Genomic DNA, 12,171 nt, shown 5'->3' on the forward strand with positions numbered 1-12,171 from the left:
AAGCCGCACATCATCGCCTGCCGCCCGTTTCAGCGGCGTTAAATCCGTGGCCGCAGCACTCAGCCGGCGTGCCGGGCCGCCAGCACCCCCACCGCATCCTGCAGCGACAAGCCGCGTGCACGCAGCAGCACCGTCAGGTGGAACAGCAGATCGGCCGATTCGCCCAGCAGTGCCGCGTCGTCCTGCACCACGCCTGCGAGCGCGGTCTCCACCCCTTCTTCGCCTACTTTCTGCGCGATGCGGCGGATGCCCTGTTCGAACAGGTGGGTGGTGTAGCTGTTGTCCGGGCGCTGCTGCTCGCGGTCGCGCACCAGCGCATCCAGGCGGCCCAGGAAGTTGCCCGGGGCCTGCGCGAAGCAGCTCTCGCTGCCCGTGTGGCAGGTCGGCCCGGCGGGGCGCGCACTGACCAGCAGGGTGTCGCGGTCGCAGTCGACGCGTACTGACACCACCGCCAGCACGTTGCCGGACGTCTCGCCCTTGGTCCACAGCCGCTGTTTGCTGCGGCTGTAGAATGTCATGTGGCCGCTCTCCAGGGTCAGCGCCAGCGATTCGGCCGAGGCGTAGCCCAGCATCAGCACCGCCAGCGTGTCCATGTCCTGCACCACCACCGGCAGCAGGCCGTCGCCCTTGGCCCAGTCCAGTTGCGCCAGCGCCTCGTGCGATGGGAATACCTCAATAGACATCTCGTACCTCGATCTGCTGCGCACGCAGGAACCGCTTGAGCGCGGGAATGGCGATGGCGCCACTGTGGAAGACACTGGCGGCCAGCGCACCATCGACGTCGGCCTGGTCGAATACATCGGCGAAGTGCTGCATTTCGCCGGCACCGCCGGAGGCGATCAGCGGCACCTGGCACAGGGCGCGCGCCTGCTGCAGCTGGGCCACGTCATAGCCGCGGCGAACGCCGTCGCTGTCCATGCAGTTGAGCACGATCTCGCCCGCGCCCCGGCGCTGCGCCTCGACCAGCCAATCCAGGGTGCGCACCGGCACGGCCTGGGTCTTGTCCGGATCGCCGCTGAAACGGCGCACACGCCATTCGCCATCGGGCTCGCGGACCGAATCGATGCCAACTACCACGCACTGCACGCCGAAGGCATCCGCCAGTTCCTCGATCAATGCCGGGCGCCCAAGCGCCGGCGAATTGATCGAGATCTTGTCGGCGCCGGCATACAGCACACGGCGGGCGGTCTCCACGTCGCTGATGCCACCGGCCACGCAGAACGGAATGTCGATCAGGCGTGCGATGCGCTCGATCCAGCCCACGTCGACCGCGCGGCCCTCCGGGCTGGCGCCGATGTCGTAGAACACCAGTTCGTCGGCGCCGTGGTCACGGTAGCGCAGGGCGAGCTCGGCGATGTCGCCCATGTCCACGTGGTCGCGGAAGCGCACGCCCTTGACCACGCGGCCGTCGCGCACGTCCAGGCAGGGAATCAAGCGGCGGCTCAACATGCCAGCGCCTCCGGCAGGGTCATGCGCCCTTCCAGCAGTGCCTTGCCCAGGATCGCACCACCGCAGCCCACGGCCTTGGCCTCGGCCACGTCGGCGGCGCTGCGTACGCCGCCCGAGGCCTGCACGGCCACGCCCGGCAGCAGTGACGACAGGTGCCGGTACAGATCGATGTTCGGGCCGGACAGCATGCCGTCGCAGGCAATGTCGGTGCACAAAAGATGGCGCATGCCGGCCTGCGCGTAGCGCTGCGCCAGTTCGTCCAGGGTCACGTCGGCGGTCTCGGTCCAGCCATGCACCGGCAACAGCCAGCGGCCGTCGTCGGCCTGGCGCGCATCCAGTGCGATGGTCAGCCGCTCCGGGCCGAACTCGCGCAGCCAGCCGATCACCGTGTCCGGTTCGCGTACCGACACCGAGCCCACCACCACGCGGGCAGCGCCGGCCTCCAGGATGCGCGCGACATCCTCGCGCGAGCGCACGCCGCCGCCGGTCTGTACCTTCAGGCCGGTCTGCGTCGCAATCGCCGAGAGCAGCGGCGCCAGGGTGTAGCCGCCAGCACGGGCGGCGTCGAGGTCGACCAGGTGCATCCAGCTCGCGCCGGCCTCCGCAAACACCTGCGCGCGCGGCAGCGGGTCGTCGCCATAGATGGTCTGCTGGTTGTAATCGCCCTGCAGCAGGCGCACCACGCGGCCGTCGCGGATGTCCAGCGCGGGATAGACGATGAAACTCATGGGGAGGCGTTCTCGATGAAGTTGCGCAGGATCCGGGCGCCGGTGGCGGCCGACCGTTCGGGATGGAACTGCGCGCCGCTGTGGCGGCCGCGCTGGACCACCGCCGCGAACAGGCCGCCGTGGTCGCATGCCGCCACGGTGTGTTCGTTCAACGGCGCGGCGTAGCTGTGCACGAAGTAGGCGCTGGCGCGCTCGGCCACGCCCTCCATCAGCGCCGCATGGCGCAGCGGCAGCAGCCGGTTCCAGCCCATGTGGGGCACCCGGATGCCGGTGGCCGGATGCAGGTGGCGGACCACGCCGGGCAGCAGCCCGAGGCATTCGACATGCCCTTCTTCGGAGCCCTCAAACAGCAGTTGCATGCCCAGGCAGATGCCCAGCAGCGGCACCTCCAGCTCACGCAGGGGTTGCACCAGGTCCTGCGCATGCAGGCGCGCCATGCCGTGCGGTGCAGCGCCCACGCCGGGCAGGATCACCCGCGACGCGCCGCGCAGGCCGGCCGCGTCACGGACCAGCCGAACGCGTGCGCCGAGGCGTTCCAGCGCATAGCGCACCGAACCGAGATTGGCGCCGCCGGCATCGATCAGCGCGACCTCGCTCACAGCGCCCCCTTGGTGCTGGGCAGCGCGGTGCCCTGCCGCGGCAATGCCTGGCGCAGGGCGCGCGCCAGCGCCTTGAAGCAGGCTTCCACCTTGTGGTGGTCGTTGTCGCCGCGCACGCTGAGGTTGAGGTTCAGGCCGGCCGCATCGCACAGCGAGCGGAAGAAATGCGGGACCAGCTCGGTGGGCATGTCGCCCACGCGCTCGCGCTTGAACTCGCCGTCGAACACGAAGTACGGTCGGCCGCTGAAATCCAGCGCGGCGCTGGCCAGCGTCTCGTCCATCGGCAGGGTGAAGCCATAGCGGCCGATGCCGCGTTTGTCGCCCAGCGCCTCGCGCAGGGCCTGGCCCAGCGCAAGCCCGGTGTCTTCGATGGTGTGGTGTTCGTCGATATGCAGGTCGCCCTCGGCCTGCACGCTCAGCGCAAACCCGCCGTGCTTGCCGATCTGCTCCAGCATGTGGTCGAAGAACGGCAGGCCGGTGTGGGTCTGCGGTTCGGCAACGCGGTCCAGGTCCACCTCGACGCGGATGCGGGTTTCCTTGGTATTGCGCTGCACGATCGCCCGGCGCGGCGCATCGGCCAGCTCGTGCGCGATGCCGTTCCAGTCCCACTCGCCGCCGAACTGTTCGGTGCGCAGCTGGAAGCCGCGGATGTTCATGTTCTGCGCGAACTGGATATCGGTGGGGCGGTCGCCGACCATGCCCGAGCGCGCCCAGTCGATGCTGCGGTCCTGCAGGTACGGCAGCATCATGCCGATGCCCGGCTTGCGCGTGGGTGCATTGTCGTGCGGCCAGGTGCCGTCGATCAGCACGTCACGGAACACGATGCCCTGGCTGGCGAAGATCTGCAGCATCAGGTCGTTGGGGCCGTCGAACGCGGCCTGCGGGTAGCCTTCGCTGCCCAGCCCGTCCTGGTTGCTGACGATGACGAACTGGTAGCCGGCATCGCGCAGCTTCAGCATCGCCGGAATCACGTCGCGCACGAAGCGGATCTTCTCGTAGGCGTCGATCTGGAAGTCGGCCGGCTCTTCGATCAGGGTGCCGTCGCGGTCGACAAACAGGATGGGGGTCATGCGGCGGCCCTCCGGGCACTGAGTACCTGCAGCACGCGGTCGTTCTCCGCGGGGCTGCCGATGGTGATGCGCAGTGCATCGTGCAGTTGCGGCGCGGCGCGCTGGTCGCGCACCACCACACCGGCAGCCAGCAGCGCATCGAACACGCCCTGCGCGTCGGCGAACCGCACCAGCAGGTAGTTGCCCTGGGAAGGATAGGCGCGCAGCACGCCGGGCAGCGTCTGCAGTGCCTTCAGCAGGCGACTTCGTTCAGCCTTGATCTCGTCCACGCGACCGGCGGTCACCGCCAGCGCTTCGGGCGCAAGCGCCGCCACCGCCAACGCGGCGCAGGGGGCCGGTACGGGGTACGGCGCCTGGCAACGGCGCAGCAGCTGGATCAGGGCGGGATCGGCGATCAGGCTGCCGATCCGCGCCGCCGCCAATGCGTGTGCCTTGGACAGGGTCCGCAGCACCGCGACGTTGTCACGGTGCGCCAGCAAGGTAGTGGCCGATGGCTGCTCGGCGTACTCGCCGTAGGCCTCATCCACCACCACCAGCGCCCTGCCCTGCAGTGCCCGGGCGACGCGTTCGACGTCTTCCAGCGAGATCGTGCTGCCCGCGGGGTTGGAGGGCGTGCACAGGAACACCAGCTTGGCATTGCCGGCCAGCGCGGCGGCGATGATGGCGTCGATGTCCGCCTCCAGCGCATCGCCGGTGTCGCGCAGCGGCACCTCCAGCAGCGGCGCATTCTGGAGGCGTGCGCACACCGCATACATGCCAAACACCGGCGGCGTCACCAGTACGGCATCGCGGCCCGGCTCGCACAGTGCCCGGACCAGCAGGTCGATGGCTTCGTCACTGCCGCGGCCGATCAGCAACTGATCCGCGCTGCAGCCATACAGGGCGGCCAGCCGGGCGCGCAGCGCCTCCGGCTGCGGCTCGGGATAGCGTCGCGCCGTTCCCTGCGCGTCGGCCGGATTGGCCCAGGCCGATTCGTTGGCATTGAGCCACACGTCGCCGACCAGCGCACTGCTGCGTGCCGAGGAATAACCGGCGAACGCGCGCAGATCCTGGCGGACGAGCGAGAGTACGTTGGCGGCGCTCATGCGAACGCCTCCATGCGGAGTGCAACGGCGTTCTCGTGTGCATCCAGACCCTCGGCGCGGGCCAGCGCGCGGGCACAGTTGCCGATGCCGGCAATGCCCTGAGCGGTGGCGGCCTGCACGCTGATCATGTTCTGGAAACTGGCCACGCTCACGCCACTGTAGGCGCGCGCGGCACCGGCGGTCGGCAGCACGTGGTTGGTGCCGCTGCAGTAATCACCCAGCGCTTCGGGGGTGTAGTCGCCGAGGAACACCGAGCCGGCCGCCTCCACCTGCGCCAACCAGTCGCGCGGCTCGCGCAACGCCAGGATCAGGTGCTCGGGCGCATAGCGGTTGCTGATCTGGAACGCCTCAACCAGCGAATCCACCAGGATCAGACGCGAGGACTGCAGCGCCTGCGCCGCGATCTCCGCGCGCGACAGCCGCGCGAGCTGCGCCTGCACCTGCGCTTCGACCCTGCCCAGCAGGTCGGCGTCATCAGTCAGCAATAGCACCTGCGAGTCGGGGCCGTGCTCGGCCTGCGAGAGCAGGTCGGCGGCAACGAACGCCGGGTTGGCGCCGGCATCGGCGATCACCAGCACTTCGGAAGGACCCGCCGGCATGTCGATGGCCGCCGCGCCGTCCTGCGCGACCTGCTGCTTCGCCTCGGTCACGTAACTGTTGCCCGGGCCATACAGCTTGTCGCAGGCCGGCACGCTGGCCGTGCCATAGGCCATGGCCGCAATCGCCTGGGCGCCCCCCAGCTTGAACACGCGGTGCACGCCGGTCAGGCGCGCGGCCACCAGCACGGCCGGATCGGCGGTGCCATCGCGGCGCGGCGGGGTGCACAGCACTACTTCACGGCAGCCGGCCAGCTGCGCCGGCACGCCCAGCATCAGCGCGGTGGACGGCAGCGGCGCGCTGCCCGCCGGCACGTACAGGCCGACCCGGCCGATCGGCCGCACCATGCGTTCGCAGCGCACGCCCGGCGCGGTATCCACCGCATAGCCCTGGCTCATGCCCGCCTTGTGGAACAGGCGGATGCGCTCGGCGGCCTCGATCATCGCCTGGCGCAGTTCGGCCGGCACGGCGCGTTCGGCGGCGGCGAATTCTTCATCGTTCACTTCAAAGGAGGCTGGCGCCACGCCATCGAAGCGCAGGCTGATCTCGCGCAGCGCGGCATCGCCATCGTCGCGCACTGCGGCGATCAAGGCGGCGACCGATTCACGGGTACGCGCGGCCACCGCCTGCACCGGGCGCTGCAGCGCGTCGGCCTGTTCGGTGTCGCTCAACTGGGACCATTGCAGACGATTCATGCCAGCGACCGCTCCACGCTCAACACCATCAACCCCTGCGCGCCGGCGCGCTCCAGCTCTTCCAGGCGCTGCCAGGTCAACGCGCCGTGGCACATGGTCTGCAGGCGCAGGTGGCCGCCGTCGTCGGGCAGCTGCACGAGCGGATCGGCATCGGGCAGCAGGCGGGTCAATTCGGAGACGCGGTCCAGCGCGGCGCGGAACATCAGCAGTTTGCTGTCCTGCACCTTCACCACGCCATCGAGGCGACGCAGCAGCATCGCCATCAGACCGGCGCGGGCGTCGTCGGGGGTCTTGACCGGCCCCGCCAATACGGCCTCGCTTTCCAGCAGGGTCTCTACCGGCTTGAGCTGGTTCGCCGCCAGGGTGGCGCCGCTGGACACCAGGTCGCAGATCAGGTCGGCAGTGCCCAGGCGCGGGGCGATTTCGACGGAGCCGGACAATTCCACTACCTGCGCATCGACGCCGCGCGCGGCCAGCCAATCGGCCAGGATCGCCGGATAGCTGGTGGCGATCCGCTTGCCGGCCAACTGCTGGACGCCCTGCCAGTCCCATTCCTCGGGCACGGCCAGCATGAGCCGGCACTGGCCGAAGTTCAGCCCGCGCAATGCCTGGTAGGCATCGGGCAAACCGATGCGGCGGCGGGCGGCGCCCTGCTCGTCCAGTTCGTTGCGGCCCACGATGCCGAAGTCGCACACGCCGTCGGCGATCAGGCCGGGGATGTCATCGTCGCGAACGAGCAGCAGATCCACCGGCAGCGATTCGCCGTAGCAGAACAGCTTGTCGCGGCTCTGCCGCCAGCTCAGCCCGCAGGCGGTCAGCAGGCTGCGCGCAGGCTCGGCCAGCCGTCCGTTCTTCTGGATGGCGATACGCAGCCGGTCGCGTGCCGGGGCGGTCTGGGTTGCACTCATGGGGGAGGTCTCTACTCGGATTCTGGGGATGCAGGCGTGGCGGTCGCGGCAATGGCGGCGGCATAGCCGCCGTGGCCATGGTCCAGCGAGCGCGCCACGCGCCCGGTGGTGGTCACGCTGACACCGGTCAATTCATGGATTTCGCGATACGGCACGCCCTGCTTCAGCAGCGGCACGACCTTCCAGCGGTCGGACAGCGCCTCCAGCTCGGCCGGGGTGCACAGGTCGCGCAGGAAGGCGGTCACCTCCCCGACGCTGGACAGGCCGGCAAACGCGCCGGCCAGGCTGTCCAGGTCGGCCTGGGGGTCTTTCTCGCGGGGGACAGGGCGGGTTTTCATCGTATCAATGTAATAGCGTGCTATTACATTAGCGCAAAAGTACCGCGAAGCCAAATGGCTTAGCGCTTTCTGGTTCCTTCGTTCAGGTTCAGGCCCTCGTTGTTACGGAGTCCGCGCATCGCGGCGTGTCGCCGGGCACAGCCCGGCTGGCGTTGGATTTGGGCGAACAGCCGGTAACCGTCGCATGGCCTGAGCTGGGCCGGCGGGTGCGGGTTTGCGGGACACGCTGCAAGTCCCGCTCCGCGGCCCGGCCCAGCCGCCAGCGGCTGGGCGTTCAGTCGCACGCGAGGCAGTGCCTCGCAAGCAGTGCGCCTTCACCCATGTAAGCTCGTTCACGCCATCCATGGCGCTCTACGGTCCCGCAAACCCGCCCCCGCCGACCCTCGACAGTGTGTCGGTTGCCATGGGAGATCAAAGGCCGGCATCGATGTTTTTGATCCGTTACCGGGCGTTGAGTTGTTCAGTGCAGTCGTCTGGTGAGCGACCCTACCGATCCGAATGCCAGTCCCAATGCTGGTGCCAATACCGTCTGTGCCGTAGCAACACCCAGGTTCGCGCCCTTTCCGACATCGGTGTCGATATCGGTGTCGATATCGGCGCCGAAACCCGTGGTAGGGGCGGTCGCCAGACGACTGCCGTGAAACGACCAACATGCGGTAACGCATGACGCCAGAACGAAGATGCTGTTGCTGTTGCTGTTGTTCCTAACCACGGCCACCAACCAACTGTCGAAGGGTCGGCGGCGGTGGGTTTGCGGGGGTATGAGCCGCATGGATGCGGCGACTAAGCCCCCATGGACGGGTTCACGGCGCCCCCCGCAAACCCACCGCCGCCGGCCCAAGCCATGCACGTCCGCAGACCAACGCTGTTCGCCCAAATGCATCAGGCATCGGGCAGCGCCCGGTGCACAGTGAACCCACGCAATCAAAGAGCACAAACAACAACGGCACCCGAAGGTGCCGTTGCATCCATCCAAATAAAGCAGCCAGATTCACGCCATAGCGCGCGTCTGCTCCAGCTCAACCTGCAAAGCACTGGCCAGCTCGTCGCGGGCGACCTCGAACTGCTGTTCGCGCAGCAGGTCCTTCACTGCCACCACGCCGCGTGCCAGTTCGTCTTCACCGGCCAGCACCACGAAGCGGATGCCTGCCTTGGCCGCGTACTGGAACTGCTTGCCGATCTTCTTCGGCTCCATCTGCACTTCCGCGTTGATGCCACCCACGCGCAGGCGACGGGCGATATCCAGCGAATCCGCCAGGCCGTTGTCGTCCATCAGTGCCACCAGCGCATGCACGCTGCTGTCTTCGATGCCGGCGATCAGGCCCGCCTCGCGCAGCTGCCAGAACAGGCGGGTCAGGCCGATCGAAATGCCCACGCCCGGCAGCTTCGACTTGCTGTAGTGGCTGGCCAGGTCTTCGTAGCGGCCGCCCGAACAGATCGAGCCGATCTGCGGATGGTCGGTCAGCGTCGTCTCGTACACCGTGCCGGTGTAGTAATCCAGCCCGCGCGCAATGGAGAAGTTCAGGCAGTACGCGGTTTCCGGCACGCCCAATGCCTTCACCAGCTGCAGCACCTCACGCAGCTCCGCCACGCCAAGCTGCAGCGTCTCGCTTGCCGTGCCGTCCGCTACCAGCGCGTCCAGCTGCGCCAGCGCGTCGGCATGGCTGCTCGAGCGCACCGCCACGAAGGCCAGGATCCGCTCCACCTGCTCCTGCGGAATCGCGAAGCCTTCGCCGGTCAGCGTCTCGCGCACGTAGTCCGGGCCACGCTTGTCGAGCTTGTCCACCTCGCGCAGCACCGCCATCTGGCGCTCACCGTCGGCAACGCCCAGGCTCTCGAAGAACCCGCGCATCAGCTTGCGGTTGTTCAGTTGCACCGAGAAATCGCCGATCCGCAGCTCCGCGAACACCGCGTGGATCACCGCCAGCACTTCCGCGTCGTAACGCGTGCTCAGCGCATCCTTGCCGATCACATCGATGTCGCACTGGTAGAACTCGCGGAAACGACCGCGCTGCGCGCGTTCACCACGGTACACACGCTGCATCTGGTAGCGGCGGAACGGGAACGTCAGATCGTGCTCGTGCTCGGCCACATAGCGCGCCAGCGGCACCGTCAGGTCGAAACGCAGGGCAAGCTCCGGCAGGCCCTTGTCGCCCGCTTCGGCCGCATTGGCCAGCGCGCCGGTCGACTGCACGAAATACACCTGGCGCTCGGTCTCGCCACCGGACTTGGTCAGCAGCACGTCCGACAGCTCGAACACCGGGGTCTCCACCGGCAGGAACCCGAACCGCTCGTAATTGCGGCGGATGACGTCCAGCATGCGCTGAAACGCGATCTGCTCGCGCGGCAGCAATTCCATGATGCCGGGCGGCGTACGGGGCTTGATCACTTGCGGGACTCCTGCGGAACGGGGGGATGAGCGAGCTGCATATTCTAGCCGCAGCCGGGCAACACGGCCGTAATGGACGCTGGAAACCGGCCCGGCGACCGCATGGCGTATCATAGACAGGCCCCGCTTCCTGGTTCGACATGACCCGGCCCCACCCCGTACTCGCTGCCGTAGACGACCCCGCACCCGGGTGTTCGCCGTTGCGCGACTGCCTGCATTGTTCCGTGCGGCACCTGGCCGTTTGCTCGGCGCTGTCGCCCGACGAGGTACAGGTGCTGGAGCGGGTCACCGTCTCCCAGCCGCTGGCGCTGGGCGCCACGCTCGCCCGTGCCGGGGAGCCTCGCCAACATGTCTATACCTTGACCCGCGGCGCCCTGCGCCTGGTCCGTACCCTCGCCGATGGCCGGCGCCAGATCAGCGGCTTCGTGCTCCCGGGCGACTACGTGGGGCTGAGCGGCAGCGACCATCACCGCTACGACATTGAGGCCATTGCCGACAGCCGCGTCTGCCGCGTCGCCCTGGGCCAGATGAAGGACCTGCGCGCCCGCTACCCGCATCTGGAGCGCAAGCTGTTGCAGCGCGCCTGCCAGGCGCTGGATGACGCCGCCGACGCCGCGCTGGCCCTTGGCCGCCTGCAACCGGCCGAGAAGCTGGCCGACTTCCTGTTGCGGCTGGCCCTGCGCGAGGCACGCCTCGGCGGCAACGGCCTGCGCGTGACCCTGCCGATGGGCCGCAGCGACATCGCCGATCACCTTGGCCTGACCATGGAAACCGTCAGCCGCACGTTCACCAAGCTGCGCCAGCAGGGGTTGATCGCCCTGCCCCATCTCAACACGGTCGAGATTCTGGACGAGGCGGGGTTGCAGGCGCTCTGCGGCGCCTGAGGCGCTGCGCGGTCGCCGGGCAGAGCCCGGCGCTACGCATTTTTGCGTTTCGGCGGGCAGAGCCCGGCGCTACGCATTGTTACGTTCGGCGGGCAGAGCCCGGCGCTACGCGTTCAGGTCTGCAGGAATTCCCGCAGCGCCGCGTAGTCGGGCGGGCACGGTTCTGCGTTTGCAGGGCGTTGCAACAGCGCCGCCAGTGCCGGAGGCACCTCGATGGGGCGGCCGATCAGCGGCTCCACCACCGATTCGAATTTCGCCGGATGTGCCGTTGCCGCCACCGCCCAGTGCCCCGTTACGCCTTCGCCACGCAGGCGTTCAAGCAACGCCACCGCCGTGGCGGTGTGGGGGCAGAACACCTCCCCCGCCGCCGCGTAGCGCCGCGCGATGAGCTCGCGGATCGCCGCGTCATCGACGGCCTCGGCGCGGAAGCCCAGGCGCAGTGCGGCCTCGTCATTGGCGTACAGCCAGCGCAGCCGTTCGAAGTTGCTCGGCGCCCCCACGTCCATCGCGTTGGCCAGCGTCGCCACACTCTGCGTGGGCTCGTACGCCTGGCCATGGAAGAAGCGCGGCAGTACGTCATTGGCATTGGTGGCCAGTGCGATCCGCCCAAGTGGCAGGCCCATCGCGCGCGCCAGCACCGCCGCCATCGCATTGCCCAGGTTTCCGGTCGGCACCACCAGGTTGAGCAGTTCGCCGCTGGCCGCGTGGTGAGCCAACGCCGCGTGCGCGTAATAGCTCATCTGCGGCAGCCAACGCCCCAGGCTGATGCTGTTGGCCGAACTCAAGGGCACCTGCGCCTGCAGTTCGCGGTCGCTTAGTGCCTGCTTGACCATCGCCTGGCAGTCATCGAACGAACCGGCCACGCGCAGCGCGTGGATGTTGTCGCCGAAACACCCCAACTGGTGCGCCTGGCGCGGCGATACCCGCCCATCCGGATACAGCACAACCACGCGGATGCCCGGCTGGCGATGGAACGCAGCCGCCACCGCGGCGCCGGTGTCGCCGGAGGTCGCCACCACGATCGTCAGCGACCGTGCGCGGTCGCGTTGCAGCCGGGCCAGGCTGGCTGCCAGGAAGCGTGCACCGAAGTCCTTGAACGCGGCCGTGGGGCCATGGAACAGCTCCAGCACATGGTCGCCGGGCGTGGACAGCGCCCGCAGCGGCGCGGGGAAATTGAACGCCTCCGCACACAGCTCGCCCAGGTACGGGGCCAACGCGTCGCCGGCGAAGAACGGCGCCAGTACCGCCTCGGCGTCGCCGACCAGGCTGCCCCGCCCTGCCCATCGCTGCGGCAGCGGCCGCTTCGCGGGCACATACAGGCCGCCATCGGGCGCCAGGCCGGCGGCGACCGCTGCACTGAGTGACACCGCCGGTGCCGCAAATCGGGTCGAAACGAAATTCATGGAAAGTCCTGGATGGGAAAAGGAAG

The 12,171-nt window shown here is 68.6% G+C and carries 12 protein-coding genes; 1 reads left to right on the forward strand and 11 read right to left on the reverse strand.

Features of this window, described 5'->3' with window-relative positions:
- Positions 1 to 59: 59 nt before the first annotated feature.
- The 10 genes from hisIE to hisS all read right to left on the reverse strand — a co-directional run bounded on the left by hisIE (position 60) and on the right by hisS (position 9,858).
- Positions 60 to 683 (reverse strand): bifunctional phosphoribosyl-AMP cyclohydrolase/phosphoribosyl-ATP diphosphatase HisIE, encoded by a 624-nt coding sequence (gene hisIE, locus ACOZHM_RS11970; protein ID WP_421569490.1) that lies wholly within the window; start codon positions 681 to 683, stop codon positions 60 to 62.
- Positions 673 to 1,449 carry an imidazole glycerol phosphate synthase subunit HisF gene (hisF, locus tag ACOZHM_RS11975; RefSeq protein WP_421569492.1) on the reverse strand — a complete coding sequence of 259 codons (777 nt, stop codon included), beginning with the start codon at positions 1,447 to 1,449 and terminating at the stop codon, positions 673 to 675. The genes hisIE and hisF overlap by 11 nt, the downstream gene beginning before the upstream one ends.
- Entirely contained in the window at positions 1,443 to 2,177 is a 735-nt protein-coding gene (gene hisA, locus ACOZHM_RS11980; RefSeq protein ID WP_421569494.1) for a 1-(5-phosphoribosyl)-5-[(5-phosphoribosylamino)methylideneamino]imidazole-4-carboxamide isomerase, read from the reverse strand. Before hisA ends, hisF begins: the two co-directional genes overlap by 7 nt.
- Positions 2,174 to 2,776 carry an imidazole glycerol phosphate synthase subunit HisH gene (hisH, locus tag ACOZHM_RS11985; protein ID WP_421569496.1) on the reverse strand — a complete coding sequence of 201 codons (603 nt, stop codon included), beginning with the start codon at positions 2,774 to 2,776 and terminating at the stop codon, positions 2,174 to 2,176. Before hisH ends, hisA begins: the two co-directional genes overlap by 4 nt.
- Entirely contained in the window at positions 2,773 to 3,846 is a 1,074-nt protein-coding gene (gene hisB, locus ACOZHM_RS11990; protein ID WP_421569498.1) for a bifunctional histidinol-phosphatase/imidazoleglycerol-phosphate dehydratase HisB, read from the reverse strand. The genes hisH and hisB overlap by 4 nt, the downstream gene beginning before the upstream one ends.
- Positions 3,843 to 4,931, reverse strand: coding sequence for a histidinol-phosphate transaminase (hisC, locus tag ACOZHM_RS11995; protein WP_421569499.1), 1,089 nt, complete (start codon positions 4,929 to 4,931; stop codon positions 3,843 to 3,845). The genes hisB and hisC overlap by 4 nt, the downstream gene beginning before the upstream one ends.
- A complete protein-coding gene (gene hisD, locus ACOZHM_RS12000) occupies positions 4,928 to 6,223 on the reverse strand; it encodes a histidinol dehydrogenase (RefSeq protein ID WP_421569501.1) in 1,296 nt (431 codons plus the stop codon). Before hisD ends, hisC begins: the two co-directional genes overlap by 4 nt.
- Positions 6,220 to 7,131 (reverse strand): ATP phosphoribosyltransferase, encoded by a 912-nt coding sequence (gene hisG, locus ACOZHM_RS12005; RefSeq protein ID WP_421569503.1) that lies wholly within the window; start codon positions 7,129 to 7,131, stop codon positions 6,220 to 6,222. Before hisG ends, hisD begins: the two co-directional genes overlap by 4 nt.
- 11 nt (positions 7,132 to 7,142) lie before the next feature.
- On the reverse strand, positions 7,143 to 7,469 hold the full coding sequence (locus ACOZHM_RS12010; RefSeq protein WP_421569504.1) for a YerC/YecD family TrpR-related protein: 327 nt from the start codon (positions 7,467 to 7,469) through the stop codon (positions 7,143 to 7,145).
- Positions 7,470 to 8,460: 991 nt separating this feature from the next.
- On the reverse strand, positions 8,461 to 9,858 hold the full coding sequence (gene hisS, locus ACOZHM_RS12015; protein ID WP_421569506.1) for a histidine--tRNA ligase: 1,398 nt from the start codon (positions 9,856 to 9,858) through the stop codon (positions 8,461 to 8,463).
- 140 nt (positions 9,859 to 9,998) lie between these two features.
- Here hisS and ACOZHM_RS12020 point away from each other — a divergent pair, with 140 nt between their 5' ends.
- On the forward strand, positions 9,999 to 10,742 hold the full coding sequence (locus ACOZHM_RS12020; RefSeq protein ID WP_421569508.1) for a Crp/Fnr family transcriptional regulator: 744 nt from the start codon (positions 9,999 to 10,001) through the stop codon (positions 10,740 to 10,742).
- Positions 10,743 to 10,855: 113 nt separating this feature from the next.
- On the opposite strand, the gene thrC is transcribed toward ACOZHM_RS12020, so the two are convergent.
- A complete protein-coding gene (gene thrC, locus ACOZHM_RS12025) occupies positions 10,856 to 12,145 on the reverse strand; it encodes a threonine synthase (RefSeq protein ID WP_421569510.1) in 1,290 nt (429 codons plus the stop codon).
- Positions 12,146 to 12,171: the final 26 nt, after the last annotated feature.

The sequence above is a fragment of the Stenotrophomonas sp. PD6 genome (assembly GCF_049199305.1).
GTDB lineage: Bacteria > Pseudomonadota > Gammaproteobacteria > Xanthomonadales > Xanthomonadaceae > Stenotrophomonas.